The sequence below is a fragment of the Polaromonas sp. genome (assembly GCF_039930745.1).
In the GTDB taxonomy this organism is placed as follows: Bacteria; Pseudomonadota; Gammaproteobacteria; order Burkholderiales; family Burkholderiaceae_C; genus Polaromonas.
This window is the reverse complement of record NZ_JBDTTH010000035.1, coordinates 11,923-31,881: the sequence shown is the minus strand read 5'-3', so window position 1 is coordinate 31,881 and position 19,959 is coordinate 11,923. Positions and strand designations below refer to the sequence as shown.

Below are 19,959 nucleotides of genomic sequence, written 5' to 3'. Positions count from 1 at the left end.
GACGAATCTCATTGGGCAGGCTTACTGCAGCATGAAAGTGGTGAACATCGCGCTGGATATCGCGGCGGAAGGCAGGTTGGCGGCAAAGGGCCGGTTCAGGACCGCCAGAATTTCAGTGGCCAGCAGGTTTTTTTCTTCCACCGTGACCAGCGAGTCGGACGCCCGGTTGGACAGCGTCGTGAGAACCCGGCTGCGCACTTCGGGCATGTATTGGACCAGCTGGCTCTGGGACTTGGTGTCGCTGACTTTCAAGGTCACGGCGACATGCAGAAAGCGGTTTCGGCCGTTGGGCTGAAGATTGACCGTGAAAGGTTCGAGTGCAACAAAAATCGGGTCTTGCGGCGGTTTGACCGCAGCCTTCGCGGTAGCGTCCTGGCTGCCGCCCAGGTAGTAGTAGGCCGCGCCCGCCGCCCCCGAGGTAACCACCAGCGCCAGCAGGATGAGCAGCACGCGGCGGAGCTTTCTGCTCGGGGCGGGAGGAGGTGATGGTGGCACCGGAACCGTTGTTGTAGCCATGGCTTTGCTGCGTGAATGTGAAGATTGATTGTTGGGCAGAAGGTCCGGAGCGCATCGCTTGATAAGCAGGTGGAAAACGCTTTACCTCCGGCATTTGCGGCTGGCGATGCCCTCCGGCGGAAACGCCGCCTCAGGCGTAGGTGTCGACCGTGATGCCATGACCTGACCTGCGTGGTTCGATGACCGTTCGCTCCGCGATGGTTGGGGAGACGCCGACATCGGCGCGAGCATGGCCGCGCTGGCCGGACTGCTGCCCGCCTTGCCCCTGGTTCACATCGGCCTGCGGCCGGCTTTCGGCGCCGACAGAGGTGTCCCCCAGGCTGATGCCGCTGTCGGCCAGTGCGGCACGTAACTGCGGCAATGCGGCTTCGACCGCCGCACGGACCGACGAGTGAGCGGATACAAACATGGCCTGGACCTGATGGTCATTCATGCTCAAGGTGACCTTCAGGGGCCCCAGCCCTGGTGGATTGAGCTGGAGTTCTGCCACTTCCTGGCCGCCCTGACCCATCTGGACCAGGTGCTGTCCTAGCGCTTTGCCCCACTCGCTGCTGCCGACTTCTTGCGGCAGGACAGGCGTGATCACCCCTGGTGGAAGGCCGGGGCCTGCAGGGTTTGCGAGCCCCTGCAAGGCGGCACCCGTAACGGACGACGCCATGACCGCGCTGGCTTCCATGCCGGAAGCCGGAGTGGACGTGCCGGCAACTGTTGCCGCGGCCAGGCCCTCAACGCTGGGCAGTTGCGCCTCGGGCGCCTGGCTGGCTGCGTTGCGTGTCGGTGCCGATCGGGAGGCTCCGGTTTCACTTGCGTTTTCGGACGCCTCAAGCGTTTCGCTGCCTGGACTTTCAGCAGCCTGTGAGGAAGGGCGACCAGCAGGTGCTGCGTCCTGCACTGGCGGTGGGGCCGGAGTTTTTGTGCCCGACGGTGCGGCGGCTGCCAGCGCGTCTTGGGGGGAGGCATCGGGCCGGGTATTCAGGGAGCTTGCCTGGCCGCGTTCCTTCGGGCTCGCGGCGGCCAGTACCAGCGCGGGCGCCGCCGGCGCATCCAGGTCGGTGCCTGCATCGATCAAGGCCACGGAGCCGTCTGCTGGCAGTGAAACACCTGTCTGCGGCTGGGCCAGCGAATCCGCGGCAGGCGGCAGGCGAGGATCGCCCCGCGTTGCCATGACGGCGCCGTCAGGCAGTGCCGCCGGTGGGCGCCTGCCTTCGGTTGGGATAAAGCCCGCACCCAGGAGATTGACCAGCTCGGCTCCTTCTTCCGCGTCGGTTTCCGGGTCGTCGTCCGGGCCTCGGGCCGGCGAGCTGGCTGAAGCTTTTTCGGCAGGTTTTGTAGCTGCCTCACCGCTGGGCCGGGCCGCACGCGCGAGGACTTCTCCAAAACTGCCGGGGCTGTTTTTTTCCGGATCGCCGTTGCGTGCCGCGGCGCTCGCGGGGGGCTGGGCAGCCGAAACAGGTGCACTGAGGGATGGAAGGCTGAAAGACATGGAGTTTCCGTTCTAATCGGCCAGGGTGGCGGAACGCAGGTAGAACTGCCGTGCGGAACGTTCGTCACTGTCCCGCTGGTCCCGCTTGTTCATTGCCAGCAGGTCCTGCTGGCGAACGCGGTCGGCCAGGGTGTCGAAAGAGCTTTGGCGGCGTTTGCTGAATTGCCAGTCGGTTCGTCCGTGTGCCAGACGGGTATCGGCCTGCGATGTCAGCATGCGTTGCTGTTCGATGGCCTTGTCAAGCGTGCTGATGAAGTTCTGGAAATTGCGCAAATGGGCGGAGGGCAGGCCATCGCGCATTTGCAGGTTCATCTGGTCGATGTATTCCTGGCGGTATTGCAGCAGCATTTCCAGTTTTTCGGCGGCACTGGTATGGGCGTTTTGCAACTGGCCGAGCCGGCGGGTGGCTTCGTCAGTCTTGCTTTGCGCCAGTTCAATCAGGGTTGTCAGTGGTAGTTTGTGGACCATGTGTGTTCTCCGGTAAGTGGATGAGGCTGTTAGCCGGCCTGGAACAGGCCGTGCAACTGACTCACGGATGCGGCGTAGTCGGTGCGTTCATGCATGGTTTGCTGCAGGAAGGCTTCAATCCGGGGATAAAGCTCGATGGCCCGGTCCAGCTGCGCGTCATGGCCGGGCGCGTAGGCGCCGACGCTGATGAGGTCGCGATTGCGCTGGTAGCGCGACAGCATCTGTTTGGCGCTTCGCACGGCTTCAAACTGTTCCGGCGCGATCAGTGCCGTCATTGCACGGCTGATGGATGCTTCGATATCGATGGCCGGGTAGTGGCCCGATTCAGCCAGGCTGCGCGAGAGCACCACGTGGCCGTCCAGGATGGCGCGTGCGGCGTCAGCGATGGGGTCCTGCTGGTCATCACCTTCCGTCAGTACCGTGTAGAAGGCAGTGATGGAACCACCCTGGCCGGCAGCGTCGCGGGCGCCATTGCCGGCGCGCTCCACCAGTGCCGGCAGCTTGGCAAACACCGACGGCGGGTAACCTTTGGTGGCGGGAGGTTCGCCCACAGCCAGCGCGATTTCCCGCTGGGCCATGGCATAGCGGGTCAGCGAGTCCATGATCAGCAGGACATTTTTCCCCCGGTCGCGGAAATGCTCGGCCAGGCAGGTGGCGTAAGCGGCGCCCTGCAGCCGCAGGAGGGGCGAGGTATCGGCGGGCGCCGCCACCAGAACTGCGCGGGCCATGCCTTCTTCGCCCAGCGTGTTCTCGATGAAGTCCTTGACCTCCCGGCCACGCTCGCCTATCAGCCCGACCACGATCACGTCGGCGCTGGTATAGCGGGCCATCATTCCGAGCAGGACACTTTTGCCGACGCCGGATCCGGCAAAAAGCCCCATACGCTGGCCGCGCCCTACCGTCAGCATGGCGTTGATGGCGCGTACGCCGACGTCGAGCACTTGGTCAATGGGGGCCCGCATCAAGGGATTGATGGGCTCCGCGGTCAGCGGCACTTCCCGGGAAAATTTGAGCGGCCCCAGGCCGTCCAGCGGCCGGCCTGCGGCGTCAACCACGCGGCCCAGCATGCCGTCGCCCACCGGCAGCCGTTTGGTTCTGGCTCCCATGCCATGGCCTTGACCGGCGGGAGAGTCCAGCGCATAAACGCGTGCGCCGGGCAACAGGCCGTCAACAGCGCTCAAGGGCATCAGGAGGATACGTTCGCCGGCGAAACCGACCACTTCTGCTTCGGCTGTTTTCTGGGGGTAGCCCGGGGGCAGTTCGATCAAGCAGTCGCTACCCACCGGCAGGCGCAGCCCGACCGCCTCCAGCACCAGCCCCACAGCGCGCGTCAGCCGGCCGTAGGTACGGATCGGGTCGATTTTGCCGACGGCTGTACGAGCTTCGCCCAGCGCTGCTTTCCAGGCCTGCAGGTGCGGGTTTCCTGCGGCAGCTTCGGAAAGCTCAGTCATGGGCTGTGCCGGAAGGGGCAGGGATATTCCGTGCTAGTGCTGCGGCAACCCGATCCCAGCGGGTTTCGAGGGTTGCGTCGCGTTCGCCGCTGCTCGCCATGACGCGGCAGCCACCGCGCAGGATGTTGGCATCGGGTCGTATGCGCCAGCCGATGGCCAACAATTCTTCCGCCAGATGTTCACTGACCAGCTGAGCGTCGTCCGGATGCAGGAAAAGCTGGGGCGAGCCAACCAGCGCCGGCTCGGCCTGGAGCAATTCATGCACCACGGCCAGCATGGCCTGCGGATCCGCCGTCAGGGCCCGGCCCAGCACCTGGCGAGCCAGGTCCATGGCCAGTGCGAGCAGGTCATCAGCGACACCGCCTTCGGCAAGGTGCAGGGCAGGTGGCAATGACAGGGTGAGTGCGCGCAACTGCCTGGCCTGTTCGTGAACGGCCGCCATGGCGGCTGCATGTCCTTCGGCCTGTCCCTGCGCGTACCCCTGTTCATAACCGGTTTTTTCTCCAGCCATCTGGGCCTCCAGCCGAAGGCGGTCCAGATCGGCTTCATCGATTTTCGGGGCCGCTGATGGTGGTTCCGGCACGGCGTCGGGGATGGCTTGCACCTGAGATGGGGGGAACGGCGCTTCATGCGTGAAGGAGGTCATTTCCCAGCGCTTCCAGGCGGCGATCCGGTCCTTGGGGTCCATGACTCGCTGCCCGGAGCGCGGCCCTGGCGAAAGCCGGTCGGCATCGGACGCGCGTGACAGGGAAGCGGGGTTATACATAGGAGTCGTCGCCCTGGCCGCCCAGCACAATCTCGCCGGCATCCGCGAGGCGGCGCACGATGGCCAGGATGGCTTTCTGTTCGGTTTCGACCTGGGAGACGCGCACCGGGCCCCGCATTTCCATGTCTTCGCGTAGTGTTTCGGCGGCACGCTGCGACATGTTTTTCAGGAACTTCTCGAGCAGTTCCTTTGGCGCACCCTTCAGTGCAATGATCAGCGATTCGGACTCGATTTCCTTGAGCAGCAACTGGACGCTGCGGTCTTCGAGTCCAAGCAGATTTTCGAACAGGAACATCTCGTCGATCATTTTTTGTGCCAGCATTTCGTCGTGCTCGCGAACATGTTTGATCACGCCTTCTTCCTGGGCACTGCCCATCATGTTGACGATTTCCGCTGCCACCCGTATGCCACCCAGCTTGCTGCGCTTGCCGCCTTCGCCCGACAGCATGTCGTTGAGCACCTCGGTCAGTTCCTTGAGGGCGGCGGGCTGCACGCCACCGAAGGTTGCCACCCGCATCACCGCGTCGTGGCGGACTCGTTCGGGAAGCTGTTCCAGCACGTCGGCCGCTTTGTGACGATCCAGATGGACCAGCAGTGTGGCGATGATCTGTGGGTGCTCGTCCCGGATGAGTTCGACAACTTCGGTGGCTTCCAGCTGATTCAGCCGTCCGATGCCGCTGGCCGAGTCGCTGGACTCCATGATGCTCTCGAGCAGGTTCGCGGCTCGGTCGTTGCCCAAGGCCTTGTTCAGCACGGTGCGCAGATAGCTGCCCGAATCCAGGTGAAGAGCCGAGTACTGCTCGGTTTCGATATGGAATTCTTCCAGTACCTGGCTGACTTCATCGCGTTTGACCTGTGACAGGCCGGCCATGGCTTCACCCATGGCTTCGACCTGGGCCTGCGACAGGTGCTGGAGCACGCTGCCGGCGCCTTCCTCGCCAAGCGACATCAGCAGGATGGCGCTTTTTCTCGTGCCTTCATCCATCGTTTTTCTCCATCCAGTGCCGGATCAGCATGGCGACCATCCGCGGGTCTTTGAGGGCGGCTTCCCGCGCATACTGGATGTTGTCCAGGTGGCGCTGGGTTTGCCGGTCCTGCGCCTGCGCCTCGGGGTCGGCATTCTCGGCAGAGCTACTTTCGGTCGTCGCACTTCCCGCCGGGGCGCGTTCCGGCTGCAGGTAGTTGCGCAGCAGGGGCCGCAGCACGGCAAACCACAGGTACAGGGCAAGCATTCCCAGCAGCAGGTATTTGCCGACTGTCTTGGCCGTCTCGATGTTGTCCGGCTGGCGCCATACCGGCAGCTCGGGTGTTTCCGTGATTTCGTTGGCGAAGGGGCTGTTGACCACGTTGAGCGTGTCGCCGCGCTCTCGGCTGTAGCCCATTGCCTCCTTGACCAGGTTTTGTATCTGCTCCAGCTCGGTGGCCGACAGTGCCTGCGCTGTCTGCTTGCCCTGGCCCTTGCTGCCGCGGTAGTTGACCACCACCGCCACCGACAGGCGCTTGATGCCGCCCGCACCCTGCTGCACATGGCGAATCGACCGGTCCAGCTCATAGTTGGTGGTGACGTCCTTTCGTCCGTTGCCGGGGGGTGTGCTGCGCGGGGCGCTGGCGACGCTGCTCATTTCCGTGCTCATCCTGAGCTGGCCCGGAGCCTGCGGTTCGGGCTTTTTCTGTCCAGGAACGTCGGCGACGATGGGCGCAACGGGGGTGGCGGGGGGCTGGTTGGTGAGCGCGCCCGGAACGCCGCCGGGCAAGAGCGCGCCTAGCTGGCTCGACTCGCTCGATTGCTGGCTTCGAATGGCCGCGCTGCCGGCGTCCTGGTTCGGGCGGTATTTTTCGTCAGTGTTCTCGATGGTGGAAAAATCGATCTCCGCGGCGACCTGCGCATGGACATTCGCGGTGCCGACGATAGGCTGCAAAATTGCTTCGATGCGCCGGATGTAGGTCTGCTCGATCTCCTGCGTATATTTCAGCTGGCTGACGTCCAGGCCGCGGGTGCCGGCGTTGGCCGCAGACAGCAGGTTACCGGCCTGGTCCACGACGGTGATGCTTTTGGCGGACAGCTCGGGCACGCTGCTTGAAATCAGGTGCACGATGGCGCTGACCTGGCCTTCGTCGATGCTGCGTCCGCGATGCAGGGTGAGGACCACCGAGGCGCTGGGTTTTTTCTGGTCACGCACAAACAGCGAGGGCTTGGGCAGCGCGAGGTGAACCCGTGCCGACTCCACAGCGGATATGGAATTGATGGACCGAGCCAGCTCGCCTTCCAGCGCGCGCTGGTAGTTGACCTGTTCGGCAAACTGGCTGGTTCCGAATTTCTGGTTGTCCATCAGTTCAAAGCCGACCGTGCCGCCTTTGGGCAGGCCCTGGGAGGCCAGCCGCAGGCGCGCCTCCGGTACCTTGTTGGCGGCCACCAGCAAGGCTGCGCCACCGTCGGTGAACTTGTAGGGAATGTTCATCTGCTGCAGCGAGGCGATGATGGCGCCGCCGTCGCGGTCTGACAGGTTGCTGTAGAGCACGCCGTAGTCGGGTGCCCGGTTCCAGAGCCACAGGGCAGCAATGACCGCCACGGCAGCGGAAACCCCGATGGCCATGGGCAGGCGCGGATTGGCACGCAGCTGGTCAAGCAGTGGCCAGGCTTTGGCCGTTGCCGGGGCTGCGGCGGTGGTGGCTGAACTCATGCGTTCACCCGGTTACCGCCGCGGCACGCCAGCCGTTCGAAGGCATGCGGGGCCGGTAGTGGGCTGAAAGAACTGAAACGGCTGATGACATACGACAGTAGTAAAGAGGAGAGATTGGCCTGCCACGTGCGGCCAGGGTTTCCCGGCCTCGTGAGCAATTGTCAGAGCGCAGCCTGGCGTTTGATCGGCCGAATAGCCGGGGGTTTTGCCGTCTTTTGACGCGTTGCGCAGGCTGACCGGCTGCTACGCTTGGAGCCCTCAATGAAGCAACGGGCACGTGTATTGCCCAGGGAACCACCATGGCTATATCGTCAATTGAATCAGTGCTGCAGCAGATGCGGGCCATCAACCAGGCCACACAGGCGGGAGAGCGCGGCGGCGCCCTGTCGGGCAGCGGAGCTGTCGGCGGTGGCTTTGCCGGCGAGCTGAAGAAATCGCTGGATCGCATCAGCGACTCGCAGCAACAGGCCTACGGCCAGGCCGAGGCATTTGAGCTTGGCAAGCCGGGCGTGGCGCTGAACGACGTGATGGTAGACATGCAGAAGGCCAATATCGGCTTCCAGATGAGCCTGCAGGTGCGCAACCGGGTGGTGGCGGCTTACCAGGAAATCATGAACATGCCCGCCTGATTCCATTTCTAGGGAAGCGCTGAATAAGTCCTTGCGGAGGCGCGGCAGCCGGATCGGGATGGGATGCAAGGCGAATTTCGCAGCCAATAGCTGGCTATTGGCAAGAAATTCAACGCTGCAGACCGCCCGAGCCCGGTTGATCGCGCGCCACAGGGGGCTTACTCAGCGCTTGCATAACATCCGTGCAATTTGTCAGCTTCGATAGTGTCCTGTCCCGTCGTCGCTTCGACTTCGCGTTCACGAATGGCGTAGAAAAGGAATGGGGAAGGCGGGTTTGCTGCGGCGTATGGGCAGAACTTTCAAAAAAAAGTTTTTTTTGCCCGGACCCCTAAAGGTTTTTCAAGCACCCGCCGATAACCTGAATAACGGTGGCTTGCACAGTGTCCAGGCAAGCAAGGCCAGCGTGACGGCAAGAAGCCGGAGTACACCAACTTTGAAATTCAGGAGTTCCTCATGGGCCAAGTCATCAACACCAATTCGCTTTCCCTGCTCACGCAGAATAACCTCAACAAGTCGCAAGGCGCGCTGAACAGCGCGATCGAGCGTCTGTCGTCCGGCATGCGCATCAACAGCGCCAAGGACGATGCAGCCGGTCAGGCCATTGCCAACCGTTTTACCGCCAACATCAAAGGCCTGACCCAGGCCCAGCGCAATGCCAATGACGGCATCTCGCTGGCACAAACGACAGAGGGCGCCCTGTCCGAAGTCAACAACAACCTGCAGCGCATCCGCGAACTGGCAGTGCAGTCGGCCAACGGCAGCAACTCCGCCGCCGACAAAGCCTCCATCCAGGCTGAAATTACCCAGCGCCTGTCCGAAATCAACCGCACCTCGTCGCAAACCGACTTCAACGGTGTCAAGGTGCTGGCTGCCGACCAGAGCCTGTCCATCCAGGTCGGTGCGAATGACGGCGAAAGCATCTCGATTGCGCTGAAGCAGATCGACTCTGGCAAGCTGGGTCTGACCGGTTTCAGCGTGTCGGGCCTGTCTGATCCCATCACCCAGTTCTCGACCACAACAGGCGGTGTCACGACAACGGCTGTGGTTGACTTTGCCGCAGTTGCCAACGGCCCGGAAGCCGCTGTTACGGACCTGACCTTGCGCGGCTACGGTGCTTATACAGCATCGACCGACACGTATGCCGAATACGCGCTGCAGGACAAGGCAGGTAATCTGTACAAGATCGCTGCCGGTGACATCGACACCGCCACTGGCGCCGTGACGCATGACTTCACCGACGCGGCCGGCCTCGCCACTGCGAAAGCAGATTACGAAACTGACGCTGCCGCCGGCCTGACGGCTACCGCGAATCCGCTCGCCGCCATTGACGCCGCCCTGAAAACGGTTGACGACCTGCGCGGAACGCTGGGTGCGGTGCAAAACCGTTTTGATTCGGTGATCTCCAATCTGGGAACCACCATCAACAACCTGACTTCTTCACGCTCACGCATTGAAGATGCTGACTACGCGACCGAAGTGTCGAACATGAGCCGCGCACAGATCCTGCAGCAAGCCGGTACCTCCGTGCTGGCCCAGGCCAACCAGACCACGCAAGGCGTCTTGTCCCTGCTGCGTTGATCGGGTGAAAGGGCGGGCGCTGCGGCGCACGTCCTTTCCGGTGCTACACCTTCCAGCCAGGCGGCTCGTCCGCCTGCATTAGGCCGTCACGCTTGACTTCAGGCGTGAGCGCCTAGTGTCCTGTCCCGTTAATAAGGTGATGAAATGAAATTGTCCAGTCAGTCGCCAGGCAAGGCGCGAGGAGGCGACATAGCCGTAGCTATAGCAACGACGAGCAACGCCGCGTGCCGGTTGACTGGACGATTTCATATCGCCTTATTTGCGGGACAGGACACTAGCGATTTATCAGGAGAGAGCCAGTCATGACGATTCCCATCAGCATCCTGTCGGGCAGTCCGCGTCGCGAACTTGTGGCGCCGCTGGCGCTTACCGTGCCGGCCGTGACGCCCATGGCACCGTTTTCCCGGGAAACGGAGCCGATGCGCCAGGCCGCGGTTGCCCGCGGCGAAGCTCCGGAAACCGAACCCCTGCCCACCTGGGAGAACGCCACGCTGGCCGAGATCAACCAGACCCTGAGGCTCGCGTCCATCGGCGTGCAATTCGAGTTTGACAAGGACACCGACATGATGATCGCCCGGGTGGTGGATGTGGAAACCGGCAAACTGATCCGCCAAATGCCCTCTGAAGAAGTGATGCAATTGTCCAAAGCGCTGGGAAAATTGCATGATCTCCTGGTGCACCAGGCGGTTTGCCGCAAGGCGCAACTGACGGATCAGACCCAGGCACCCGCGCCCGCGCGCTGGAGCAGCCCCTGGGTAACGGCGGTTGCATCGGGCCAGGACGCCAGCGCTTTCAGGTCGGTCAAGGTTTAAAGGATCGAGGGGTCAGCATGTCCTTAATTTCAAGCTTGGGAGTCGGGTCCAACCTCGATTTGAGCGGTTTGCTTGACAAGCTCGCTGCGGCGGAAAGCCAGCCGCTGGTGGCGCTGCAGAAGCAGCAGGTCAGCTACACCGCCAAGCTGTCGGCCTACGGCACTTTGCAAAATGCCCTGAGCACGTTTCAGGCCGCCGCGAAGAAACTGGCGGATGCCAACCTGTTCAAGGGCGCCAAGGCAGTTTCGAGTGCGACCGATGTGCTGTCGGCTACCGCTTCGGCGACTGGCGCAGTGGGCAATTACGCGATTGACGTGGCGCGGCTGGCACAAGCGCAGTCACTGGCGGCGACGGGTGTGGCCGATGCCAAGGCTGCGGTTGGCCTGGGTTCGGTGACGATTGATTTCGGCACGATTTCGGGGGGAACCCTGGATCCGATGACCGGCCACTACAGCGGCGCCGCCTTTTCACCTGATGCCAGCCGCACGGCGCAGGTCATCGTGGTCGCCAGCAGCGACAACTCGCTCGAGGGCCTGCGTGATGCCATCAATAAAAATTCCACGCTCGGCGTGACGGCCAGCATCATCAACGATGGCGGGACTTCTCCCTATCGGCTGGTGCTGAACTCCCCGACGGGCGAGACCTCCAGCATGCGTATCGCCGTGACCGGCGACGCGAGCCTGCAGAGCCTGCTGTCCCACGATCCCTCGGCGGCGCAAAACCTGCAGCAGACCACGGCCGCAGCCAATGCCGCGCTGACGGTCAATGGCATTGCCGTGATGTCCAGCACCAACACCGTGCAGGATGCGGTGCAAGGTGTGACCATGACGCTGGCCAAGACAGGCACCAGTACCCTGACCGTCAGCCGCGATAGTGCTTCGGTGGAAACGGCGGTCAACGCTTTTGTTACTGCTTACAACTCCTTGCAATCCACGGCAGTCCAGCTCACCAAGTATGACCAGGAAAAAAAGGCGGGTGCCGCGCTGGTGGGTGATTCCACCTTGCGCACGGTTCAAAGCGGGATCCGCGCAGCGCTTAATACGCCACAGGCAGGAGAGCTCAGGGTGCTGTCGCAGGTCGGCGTGACTTTCCAGAAAGACGGCACGATTGCCTTCGACGCCGCCAAGCTGAAGACTGCATTGGCCGCCGACCGGGAAGCAGTGGTGGAGCTATTTGCGGGCACGGGCGGCAATACAGGTTACGGCACCCAGGTGGCGGCCCTTGTTGACGCGTTTGTCGGGACCACCGGTGCGATCAGCAATGCCAAGGCCGGTGTCAATGCCACGCTGAAATCACTGGACACCCGCTACGCTGCTACCGAAGTCAGCGTGGAGGCCAAAGTGGCACGTTACCGCGCACAGTTCACGCAGCTGGATTTGCTGATGTCCAGAATGAACTCGACCACGAGCTATCTGACGGCGCAATTTGACGCCATGAACGCCAGCAAATAACAAGGAATCCTTCCGTGTACACCCCCCCTCATGCCTACAACACCGGCGCCACCGCCTATGCCACCATCGGCAGGGAAAGCGGCGCGATGAGTGCCTCGCCGCACCAGCTGATCACCATGCTGTTCGACGGCGCCAAAACGGCCATTACCATGGCGCGCCACCATATGGCCAACCATGACATCAGCGCCAAAGGCAATGCCATCTCCAAGGCAATCAATATTGTCGACAACGGATTGAAGGCCAGCCTGGACGCCGAGGTTGGGGGCATGGCCGGTGCCGAACTGGTGGCCAACCTCTCCGCGCTTTATGACTACGTCAGCCAGCGCCTGCTTTACGCCAACCTGCGCAATGACCCCGCCCTGCTGGACGAGGCGGACCGGCTGCTGGACAGCATCAGTTCGGCATGGCGCGAGATTGATCCCCAAAAGCCAGGCCCAGTGACGGAGGCCCCGGGGGCCCCGGGGGCCTCTGCGGCAAGCCGCGTTTCGACAGGGGCCTGAGATGGGCTCGCAAAGTGAAGTCATGCACTGCTACGAGCAGATTGCGCCGCTCACCGAGCGCATGCTGCTGCTTGCGCGTACCGGTCAGTGGGGCGGTTTGCCGGCGCTCGAAATGCAATACAGTGAAACGGTGGACCGGCTGAAACTGATCGAGCCGCTGGAAGACCTCAGTGAGGCTCAGTCGGCGCGAAAGCACCAGTTGCTGGTCCGGATCAAGACCAACCAGGACGGCATTCATGACATGGTGTCGCCGCAGCTGGCACGGCTGGGCGCCATACTCAGGAGCCTGGAGTCGCAGCAAAACCTCCACCATGCCTACGGCCCCACGGACGATGCCAAGTTATGAGCGGTGTCACGCCTCTGGTTGATACGCTTCTGGCCACGCGGCTGGCCCAGCGTCCGGACCTGGTTCCGTTGAAATCGCAGGCGGCCATCGCCGGCCCGGGCGCGCCGACTCGTGTCGAAAAAGTTGTCAATGATGTTCGCCTGCCATCGCGTGCGGCGCTGGATCAGCAGCTTGGTGTTGGCCTCGCCCATGGCGATGCCGGCAAACCCGATGCGCCGCGTTCAGGACAGCCCGGCGAAACCGTTACCTTGAGCGCCGCGGCCCGAACAGTGAGCGCCATTCTGGAGCCGTCTCGTGGCGCGCCGCCCAAAATCCAGGGCCACCAGCCGCTCTGGCCCCATCCGCCGCCGCCTGTGGCGCAACGCATGAGCGCGACCTTGGCTCGTACGGTGGCTACCTCCGGCTTGTTTTACGAATCGCATTTGCAGCAATACGTGGCGGGTACCCGCACTTTTTCTCAGCTGGTCCAGGAACCGCAGGCGCATCTGGAAACTGCGGGGAAAGTCTCAGGGGAGATGCCCGGTACCGGCGCGCAAGACCCGCTGCGGGACCAGGTACCGGGCAGTGCGCTCCGGACAGCGGTGTTGACCCCTCCTGTGCTGGACGCCCGTCTTCCTGATGATGCGGCGGGGCCGGCCCGAACCTCCGCCGCGCAGGCGTGGCACGATGCCGCGGCCGATGACGGGGTTGCTGGCAGCGGCCCCGCATTGATGGATGAGATGGGTCCAGAAGGGCTCCCGGCCGAGGAGCCGGATACACGCGCGGCGGATGCGCCGAGCGGCAATACGCCGTCTTCCGCCGGTCTCGGTGTTCATCCGGACCTGGTGGCTTTGGTCCGTCAGCAGCTCGAACTGCTGGCGGTGCCTGTGTTCCGCTGGACCGGCGAAGCATGGGCTGGCACGCCTGCGGAATGGGAGATACGCGAAGAGCGCGAGGAGGCTGCCGGAGATCAGGAGCTGCAGGGCAGCTGGAGCACCCGCCTGTCGTTGTCTTTGCCTTCGCTGGGCGCGGTGGAGGTGTATTTGCGCCTTGCCGGCACGTCGGTCAGGGTGGATCTTGCGGCGCAGGAAGACGCCACCGTGGCCTTGCTTCGTGGCTCCAGCGGCGAATTGCCGAGCCGCCTGGGCGGCTTCGGGCTCGAACTGACGGACATGCAGATCGGGCCGGTGACAGGTGAGCCGGCCGTGCGGGCCGGACGGGAAGATGCTGATGGCACATGAGCACATCAACATGAATGAAGGGCCGGGGCTTGGGCAACATCGGCCGGCGGCCGTAGCACTGTCCCATGGCGCCGGCGACAGCGCACCCTTTGTCGTGGCCAAGGGGTACGGGTCTGTCGCGGAATCCATTGTCCGGCGCGCAAAAGAAAGCGGCCTGTACGTCCATGCGTCGCCCGACCTCGTCAACCTCCTCATGCGGGTCGATCTGGACACGCGGATTCCGCCGGCCTTGTATGTCGCAGTCGCCGAAGTGCTGACTTGGCTACACCAGTTGGAAGCCCAATCCACCCCGGAGTTACCACCATATGGGTCAAATGATTGATTTTTATCATTTAATTTAATTAATTCGTTTAAATGTGGCTTTTAGTGCAATTTTTCTCCTCTATTTGCATTGGTAAATGTAGAAATTTGTGTCAAATGTGATAAAAATGAGCCCAAGGGGTTGGCGATTTTGTAGGTCTGAATGCCCCGATGTTTGCGGAACAAGTTTTTTGAGGCTGCCGCAAAGGCTAATTTTTTGAAAATTTAGGAGTTCATCGTGTCTGAAATCGGTAATAGCAACGAAATTGGTGATTTGAATCTGACTTACCTGTTGCTGGCGCAGCGGCTGGTGAAAGAAGATGCCCCCACAGCCATGTTCCGCCTGGGGATGAGCAAGGAGCTGGCTGACCTGCTGGGCAACCTGTCTTTGTCGCAAATTGTGAAGCTGGCCTCTTCCAGCCTGCTCCTGTGCCGCTTCCGCTTTGACGACCATCCGATTCTTTCGGCTTTGACCCGTGACGGGAAAAACCTGTCCCTGCAGCAGGCCCATACCGCCATTCTTCTGTCCGGACAACATGTCGAGATGGCTCGGTGATGTCCTTCAACCTCGGCCGCATCGCGCGTTCTCATTTTTTCTGCCGTCTGGATCGTCATGGCCACTAAAAGCGTTATCCGGGAGGCTGGTGAGATCCATCTGGCCATCGACCTGATCAAACTGGGCGCCCGCCTGCAGTTCCTTGAGGCGGAAACCAGCCTGAGCCGTGATCGGCTGATCAAGCTGTACAAGGAGATCAAGGGAGCGTCACCGCCCAAGGGTTTACTGCCATTTTCGACCGACTGGTTCATGACCTGGATGTCCAACATCCATTCGTCCATGTTCTACAACATCTACCGCTTCATGATGACCCATGGCGGCTGCACGCGGATCACGGCACTTATCAAGAGCTACCAGCTATACCTGGAGCAGGTACAGCAACAAGGCGGCGAGCCTGTTCTGGACTTCACGCGGGCATGGACGCTGGTGCGCTTTTTCGACAGCGACATGCTGCAACTGAGCACCTGCACCCGCTGTACGGGTCTGTTCGTCGCGCATGCCCATGACCCGCAGGGCAGTTATGTGTGCGTGCTGTGCAGGCCGCCATCACGTGCCGGAAAAACACGCAAGAGCAGCCCCGATATGCCGCAAGCCGCCCCTGTTGCCATCGGGGGCAGCAGCGCCAGTGCGTCGTCGCAGTGGCTGGCCGATGTGATGAGTGCATCGCGGGCCTGACGTGATGCAGGTGTTTGTGGTTTGCTGTTGATCCAGTTTTCTTAAAAAAAAGGGAGGACACGGTGCTGGTAATTGTTGGCTATGTGCTTGTGCTGGCGTCCGTGTTTGGCGGCTATGCGCTGATGGGCGGGCATTTCGGCGCACTTTACCAGCCGCTTGAGCTGCTCATGATCGGTGGCGCCGCGATAGGCGCATTCATTGTCGGCAATGACGGCCACACCATAGGCGCCACGCTGCGGGCGATTCCCAAACTTTTCCGCAGTTCGAAGAAGCATGACAAGGAGCTCTACATGGAGATTCTTGCCCTGCTTTACGTGCTGCTCTCCAAAGGCCGCAAGGACGGCATGCTGGCGCTGGAGTCGGACGTCGATGATCCGCAGACCAGTGCCATTTTTGCGCCTTACCCCATGTTGCTGGCCGACGCGCCGCTGATCGAGTTTCTGACCGATTACCTGCGCCTGATTGTCAGCGGCAATACCGACCCCTTCGAAATCGACCAGCTCATGGAGCATGAGCTCGACACCTATAAACACGAAGCCGAGGCACCAGCGCACGCCTTGGCCAAGGTGGGTGATGCCTTGCCGGCCCTGGGCATTGTTGCCGCCGTGCTCGGCGTGGTGCATGCATTGGCGTCCGCCGACCTGCCGCCGTCCGTCATGGGCGAGCTGATCGCCCACGCCATGGTGGGAACTTTCCTGGGTGTTCTGCTGGCTTATGGTTTTGTTTCACCGCTGGCTTCCCTGATCGAACACAAGGTGGGCGATTCCCTGAAGGTCTACCAGTGCATCAAGGTGACCTTGCTGGCAAGCATGAACGGCTATGCACCGCAACTGGCGGTGGAGTTCGGCCGGAAGATCCTGCGTTCCACCGAACGTCCTTCGTTTATCGAGCTGGACGGGCATGTCCGCGAAGTCAAGAACCGCTGAACCGGGCCGCCTGCCATGCCATGACTGAAGCTGCACGCCGCATCATCATCAAGCGCCCTGTCAAGGCTGCCGGCCACCATGGCGGGGGCTGGAAGATTGCTTACGCCGACTTCATGACGGCGATGATGGCGTTTTTCCTGGTGATGTGGCTTCTCTCCAACTCATCCCCGAAACAACTGGCAGGGATCGCCGAGCATTTCAAGACACCTCTGAAAGTGGCACTTTCAGGAGGACCTGCAAGCAGCCTGAGCAGCAGCGTGATTCCCGGCGGCGGCGCAGACCTCACCCGTGCAAAAGGGGAGGCCGAGAAGGCAGAGAACGAGAGTGATCCCGATGACGTCAGCCGGCTGGACGAACTCAAGAAGAAGCTGGACAACATGATCGAGTCCAGCCCGATCCTCAAACAGTTCCGGCCGCAGCTGCTGATAGACATTACTCCGGAAGGGCTGCGAATCCAGATCGTCGACAGCAGCAACCGGCCCATGTTCGACCGCTCCAGCGCCGTGGTGGTGTCCTATATGCGTACCATCCTGCGCGAGATTGGCCCGGTGCTCAATGCGCAGCCCAACAAGATCACCCTGTCCGGGCATACCGACGCAACCCAGTATGTACAGGGCGACAAGTCCTACAGCAACTGGGAGCTGTCCTCGGACCGGGCGAATGCTTCGCGGCGGGAATTGATAGCGGGTGGCATGCAGGAGAAAAAGGTCTTGCGGGTGATGGGTGTCGCCTCGAGCATGCATTTGAACCAGGACGATCCGTTCGCACCCATCAATCGCCGTATCAGCGTGGTGGTTCTCAACCACCGTGCGCAGGCGGAAATCGAAAGGGCCAATGCGGCCAACCCGGTGAATTCGTCCAGTGCGGCCGAAGCTGGCGGCAAACTGGGTGAAGCTCAGCACAGCGACGGCCGTCGAGCCGCAGCCACCCCTTCACCGGGCCAATCCGGAAGCAGGACATGATGAAAAACAGAACCATTCTGGTCGTTGATGATTCCGCGGTGATGCGGCAAATGATCTCGGCCATCCTTGAGGAAGCAGGCTACAGCGTGCTGCTGGCCGAGGGGGGCGAGGCGGCCCTGACACACCTTGGCAGGGCGCAGGTTGATCTGGTGCTGACGGACTGGACCATGATTCCAATGGATGGGGGCGAACTGACGCGTCAACTGCGTCTGCTTGCGGACTATGCCCATGTTCCTGTGGTGGTGCTGAGCACCATCAGCAGTGAGGCCGGAAAGTCGGATGCGAGGAAAGCCGGTGCCAATGGCTGGCTGTGCAAGCCGGTCAAGCCGGAAACACTGCTGGATGTGGTGGGCAGCCTGCTGCAGATGGGACGGGCATAAGGGCCCCAGGCCGCGCGCTGGACGCGCTCAGGAATGGTGCCGACCGGATAGGACACTCCAGAACAATATTGACCAACCCGTTGCCTCGACAAGCAGACCGGCAACAGGAAACCCAACCAGAGATGACACGAGATGGACATTACCCAGTTTTACCAGGCCTTTTTTGAAGAAGCCGATGAGCTGCTGGCGGAGATGGAGTTGCTGCTCCTGGGGCTGAACCTCGAGGCGCCGGACAGCGAGCACCTCAACGCCATATTTCGCGCTGCGCACTCCATCAAGGGCGGTGCTGCCACCTTTGGCTTTCTGGCCCTGACCGATACCACGCACCTGCTTGAAAACCTGCTCGACAGGGCGCGCCATGGCGACCTGAAACTGACCACCAAGATGATGGATGCCTTTCTGGAGACCAAGGACGTGCTGCAAAAACAAATGGGTGCGTATCGCACCGGCGGGGAGCCTGATCCCGAAGTGGTTGCGCGTATCTGCGGCGTCCTGCAGCAGCTGGCGCTTGAAGCGGGGGGCGCTCCGGCCGGGGCAGTGCCCGCGCCCCTCGCGCCGCCTGTCGCAGCCGCCGCGCCGCCTCCCGCCCAGACTGCAAACGTGTCGCTGAAAGTGCGTTTTCTCAAGGTTGACGAAGGTGACCGCAAGCTGCTGGCTGAAGAGCTGGGCAACCTCGGCCAGGTCACCGCCCAGACCCAGACGGAAGACAGCCTGACCCTCTGGCTGGACACCACCTGCGATGCCAACGACATTGTGTCGGTGTGCTGTTTCATCATTGAAGCAGACCAGATTGAAATCACCAAAGAAAGGGCTGAAGCCCCGGCGGCTGTGTCGGAGGAACCTGCTGTGCCGGCGCTGGCGGAGACGCTTCCCGCAGGAACACCGGCTGCAGCGTTGTCGGGTACATCGCCCCTGCCGCCTTCCACTGCCGCGTCGGCTGCGTCGACCGGCGCCAAGGAGTCGGGCTCGATCCGGGTGGATGTCGAGAAGGTGGACCAGATCATCAACCTCGTTGGTGAGCTGGTAATCACTCAGTCCATGCTGACACAAACCGCCTCCCTGCTGGATCCAGTGCTGCATGAACGCCTGCTCAGCGGCATGGGCCACCTGGAGCGCAATGCCCGTGATTTGCAGGAGTCCGTGATGTCTATCCGGATGATGCCGATGGACTATGTGTTCAGCCGCTTTCCGCGCCTGATTCGCGACCTGTCGGCCAAGCTGGGAAAACAGGTGCAGCTCATCACGGTCGGCAAGGAGACCGAGCTGGACAAGGGCTTGATAGAGCGCATCATCGATCCCATCACCCATCTCGTGCGCAACAGCCTGGACCATGGCATCGAGAGCCCGGAGCGGCGCGCTCTTGCGGGTAAGGACCCGGTAGGCAGGTTGACGCTTTCAGCCCAGCACCAGGGTGGCAGCATCGTGATCGAGGTCAAGGACGACGGCGGCGGGCTGGTCCGCGAGAAAATCCTGGCCAAGGCGATCCAGCAGGGCATGGCGATCAGCGAGACCATCACGGACGACGAGGTCTGGCAATTGATTTTTGCGGCGGGATTTTCCACGGCAGAAGAGGTCACCGACGTTTCAGGCCGCGGCGTGGGCATGGATGTGGTGAAGCGCAACATCCAGGAGCTGGGTGGCCATGTGGAGATCACTTCCGTGCAGGGCCGGGGCACGACCATCCGCATCGTGCTGCCGCTGACGCTGGCCATCCTCAACGGCATGTCGGTCAAGGTGGGCGAGGAGGTTTACATCCTGCCTCTGAACTACGTCATCGAATCCCTGCAGCCGCAGCGCGCCGACATCCACTCCATCACCAGCCATGAACATGTTCTGCATGTCCGCGGCGAATACCTGGCGCTGGTCGAGTTGCACAGGCTGTTCGGGGTGGCCGGTGCTGTGGAAAATCCCACGCAGGGCATTGCCGTGATTGTCCAGTCCGAGGGAACGCGTTTTGCATTGCTGGTGGACCAGTTGGTCGGCCAGCACCAGGTAGTCGTCAAGAACCTTGAAACCAACTACCGCAAGGTGCCCGGTATTTCGGCCGCGACGATTCTGGGCGACGGGAACGTGGCGCTGATCATCGATGTGGTGGCCATGCAGCGGATCAACCGCGAGAAGGCCGCCCGGCGGGCATTACCGCAGCGGCAGGAATTACTCCTGGTGCCTGCGCCGGCCCCGGCCCTGCAGCGCGAATCCCGGCAGGCTGTTGAAGAGGAAACCGTTCCGGCATGAGGATGCCGTAGTCAGAAAATATGA

The 19,959-nt window shown here is 62.0% G+C and carries 21 protein-coding genes; 14 read left to right on the top strand and 7 right to left on the bottom strand.

Translation table 11 applies throughout. The features are described from left to right. Nucleotides 1-21: 21 nt before the first annotated feature. The 7 genes from fliL to fliF form a co-directional block, all read right to left on the bottom strand. Complete coding sequence (fliL, locus tag ABI660_RS12510; protein ID WP_348068438.1) at nt 22-450, bottom strand: flagellar basal body-associated protein FliL; 429 nt, start codon at nt 448-450, stop codon at nt 22-24. Nucleotides 451-646: 196 nt separating this feature from the next. Next, the gene (locus ABI660_RS12505) at nt 647-1,999 is read right to left on the bottom strand and encodes a flagellar hook-length control protein FliK (protein WP_348068436.1); all 1,353 of its coding nucleotides are present in this window, start codon (nt 1,997-1,999) and stop codon (nt 647-649) included. Between the two features lie 12 nt (nt 2,000-2,011). Then, a complete protein-coding gene (gene fliJ, locus ABI660_RS12500) occupies nt 2,012-2,467 on the bottom strand; it encodes a flagellar export protein FliJ (protein ID WP_348068434.1) in 456 nt (151 codons plus the stop codon). Between the two features lie 29 nt (nt 2,468-2,496). Further along, the gene (gene fliI, locus ABI660_RS12495) at nt 2,497-3,918 is read right to left on the bottom strand and encodes a flagellar protein export ATPase FliI (protein WP_348068432.1); all 1,422 of its coding nucleotides are present in this window, start codon (nt 3,916-3,918) and stop codon (nt 2,497-2,499) included. Continuing rightward, nucleotides 3,911-4,606, bottom strand: a complete 696-nt coding sequence (gene fliH / locus ABI660_RS12490) for a flagellar assembly protein FliH (protein WP_348068430.1) — start codon at nt 4,604-4,606, stop codon at nt 3,911-3,913. Before fliH ends, fliI begins: the two co-directional genes overlap by 8 nt. 70 nt (nt 4,607-4,676) lie before the next feature. After that, the gene (gene fliG / locus ABI660_RS12485) at nt 4,677-5,669 is read right to left on the bottom strand and encodes a flagellar motor switch protein FliG (RefSeq protein WP_348068428.1); all 993 of its coding nucleotides are present in this window, start codon (nt 5,667-5,669) and stop codon (nt 4,677-4,679) included. Further along, on the bottom strand, nt 5,662-7,365 hold the full coding sequence (fliF, locus tag ABI660_RS12480) for a flagellar basal-body MS-ring/collar protein FliF (RefSeq protein ID WP_348068426.1): 1,704 nt from the start codon (nt 7,363-7,365) through the stop codon (nt 5,662-5,664). The genes fliG and fliF overlap by 8 nt, the downstream gene beginning before the upstream one ends. A 299-nt stretch (nt 7,366-7,664) precedes the next feature. Here fliF and fliE point away from each other — a divergent pair, with 299 nt between their 5' ends. The 14 genes from fliE to cheA all read left to right on the top strand — a co-directional run bounded on the left by fliE (nt 7,665) and on the right by cheA (nt 19,935). Next, complete coding sequence (gene fliE, locus ABI660_RS12475) at nt 7,665-7,994, top strand: flagellar hook-basal body complex protein FliE (RefSeq protein ID WP_348068424.1); 330 nt, start codon at nt 7,665-7,667, stop codon at nt 7,992-7,994. 453 nt (nt 7,995-8,447) lie between these two features. Beyond that, entirely contained in the window at nt 8,448-9,572 is a 1,125-nt protein-coding gene (locus ABI660_RS12470; protein WP_348068422.1) for a FliC/FljB family flagellin, read from the top strand. A gap of 302 nt (nt 9,573-9,874) precedes the next feature. Next, entirely contained in the window at nt 9,875-10,384 is a 510-nt protein-coding gene (locus tag ABI660_RS12465; RefSeq protein ID WP_348068420.1) for a flagellar protein FlaG, read from the top strand. A 17-nt stretch (nt 10,385-10,401) separates the two neighbouring features. Further along, nucleotides 10,402-11,835 carry a flagellar filament capping protein FliD gene (gene fliD, locus ABI660_RS12460; protein WP_348068418.1) on the top strand — a complete coding sequence of 478 codons (1,434 nt, stop codon included), beginning with the start codon at nt 10,402-10,404 and terminating at the stop codon, nt 11,833-11,835. A gap of 14 nt (nt 11,836-11,849) precedes the next feature. Further along, the gene (fliS, locus tag ABI660_RS12455) at nt 11,850-12,335 is read left to right on the top strand and encodes a flagellar export chaperone FliS (protein ID WP_348068416.1); all 486 of its coding nucleotides are present in this window, start codon (nt 11,850-11,852) and stop codon (nt 12,333-12,335) included. Between the two features lies 1 nt (nt 12,336). Further along, nucleotides 12,337-12,681, top strand: coding sequence for a flagellar protein FliT (locus tag ABI660_RS12450; protein WP_348068414.1), 345 nt, complete (start codon nt 12,337-12,339; stop codon nt 12,679-12,681). Further along, nucleotides 12,678-13,901 (top strand): flagellar hook-length control protein FliK, encoded by a 1,224-nt coding sequence (locus tag ABI660_RS12445; RefSeq protein ID WP_348068412.1) that lies wholly within the window; start codon nt 12,678-12,680, stop codon nt 13,899-13,901. Before ABI660_RS12450 ends, ABI660_RS12445 begins: the two co-directional genes overlap by 4 nt. Continuing rightward, entirely contained in the window at nt 13,885-14,223 is a 339-nt protein-coding gene (locus ABI660_RS12440; protein WP_348068410.1) for an EscU/YscU/HrcU family type III secretion system export apparatus switch protein, read from the top strand. Before ABI660_RS12445 ends, ABI660_RS12440 begins: the two co-directional genes overlap by 17 nt. 216 nt (nt 14,224-14,439) lie before the next feature. Continuing rightward, the gene (gene flhD, locus ABI660_RS12435) at nt 14,440-14,757 is read left to right on the top strand and encodes a flagellar transcriptional regulator FlhD (protein ID WP_348068408.1); all 318 of its coding nucleotides are present in this window, start codon (nt 14,440-14,442) and stop codon (nt 14,755-14,757) included. A gap of 57 nt (nt 14,758-14,814) precedes the next feature. After that, entirely contained in the window at nt 14,815-15,432 is a 618-nt protein-coding gene (gene flhC, locus ABI660_RS12430) for a flagellar transcriptional regulator FlhC (protein WP_348068406.1), read from the top strand. A gap of 62 nt (nt 15,433-15,494) precedes the next feature. After that, nucleotides 15,495-16,358 (top strand): flagellar motor stator protein MotA, encoded by an 864-nt coding sequence (motA, locus tag ABI660_RS12425; RefSeq protein WP_348068404.1) that lies wholly within the window; start codon nt 15,495-15,497, stop codon nt 16,356-16,358. A gap of 20 nt (nt 16,359-16,378) precedes the next feature. Beyond that, nucleotides 16,379-17,320, top strand: coding sequence for a flagellar motor protein MotB (gene motB, locus ABI660_RS12420; protein ID WP_348068402.1), 942 nt, complete (start codon nt 16,379-16,381; stop codon nt 17,318-17,320). Then, nucleotides 17,320-17,700: a response regulator gene (locus ABI660_RS12415; protein WP_348068400.1), complete on the top strand. Its 381-nt coding sequence runs from the start codon at nt 17,320-17,322 to the stop codon at nt 17,698-17,700. Before motB ends, ABI660_RS12415 begins: the two co-directional genes overlap by 1 nt. Nucleotides 17,701-17,832: 132 nt before the next feature. Continuing rightward, nucleotides 17,833-19,935 carry a chemotaxis protein CheA gene (gene cheA / locus ABI660_RS12410; RefSeq protein ID WP_348068398.1) on the top strand — a complete coding sequence of 701 codons (2,103 nt, stop codon included), beginning with the start codon at nt 17,833-17,835 and terminating at the stop codon, nt 19,933-19,935. Nucleotides 19,936-19,959: the final 24 nt, after the last annotated feature.

Bases quoted from the DNA above. Each gene is read 5' to 3' on its own strand.
- ABI660_RS12505 (WP_348068436.1), bottom strand. From the start codon at position 1,999: ATGTCTTTCAGCCTTCCATCCCTCAGTGCACCTGTTTCGGCTGCCCAG.
- fliJ (WP_348068434.1), bottom strand. From the start codon at position 2,467: ATGGTCCACAAACTACCACTGACAACCCTGATTGAACTGGCGCAAAGC.
- fliI (WP_348068432.1), bottom strand. From the start codon at position 3,918: ATGACTGAGCTTTCCGAAGCTGCCGCAGGAAACCCGCACCTGCAGGCC.
- fliH (WP_348068430.1), bottom strand. From the start codon at position 4,606: ATGGACCCCAAGGACCGGATCGCCGCCTGGAAGCGCTGGGAAATGACC.
- fliG (WP_348068428.1), bottom strand. From the start codon at position 5,669: ATGGATGAAGGCACGAGAAAAAGCGCCATCCTGCTGATGTCGCTTGGC.
- fliF (WP_348068426.1), bottom strand. From the start codon at position 7,365: ATGAGTTCAGCCACCACCGCCGCAGCCCCGGCAACGGCCAAAGCCTGG.
- fliE (WP_348068424.1), top strand. From the start codon at position 7,665: ATGGCTATATCGTCAATTGAATCAGTGCTGCAGCAGATGCGGGCCATC.
- ABI660_RS12470 (WP_348068422.1), top strand. From the start codon at position 8,448: ATGGGCCAAGTCATCAACACCAATTCGCTTTCCCTGCTCACGCAGAAT.
- ABI660_RS12465 (WP_348068420.1), top strand. From the start codon at position 9,875: ATGACGATTCCCATCAGCATCCTGTCGGGCAGTCCGCGTCGCGAACTT.
- fliD (WP_348068418.1), top strand. From the start codon at position 10,402: ATGTCCTTAATTTCAAGCTTGGGAGTCGGGTCCAACCTCGATTTGAGC.
- ABI660_RS12450 (WP_348068414.1), top strand. From the start codon at position 12,337: ATGGGCTCGCAAAGTGAAGTCATGCACTGCTACGAGCAGATTGCGCCG.
- ABI660_RS12445 (WP_348068412.1), top strand. From the start codon at position 12,678: ATGAGCGGTGTCACGCCTCTGGTTGATACGCTTCTGGCCACGCGGCTG.
- ABI660_RS12440 (WP_348068410.1), top strand. From the start codon at position 13,885: ATGCTGATGGCACATGAGCACATCAACATGAATGAAGGGCCGGGGCTT.
- flhC (WP_348068406.1), top strand. From the start codon at position 14,815: ATGGCCACTAAAAGCGTTATCCGGGAGGCTGGTGAGATCCATCTGGCC.
- motB (WP_348068402.1), top strand. From the start codon at position 16,379: ATGACTGAAGCTGCACGCCGCATCATCATCAAGCGCCCTGTCAAGGCT.
- ABI660_RS12415 (WP_348068400.1), top strand. From the start codon at position 17,320: ATGAAAAACAGAACCATTCTGGTCGTTGATGATTCCGCGGTGATGCGG.
- cheA (WP_348068398.1), top strand. From the start codon at position 17,833: ATGGACATTACCCAGTTTTACCAGGCCTTTTTTGAAGAAGCCGATGAG.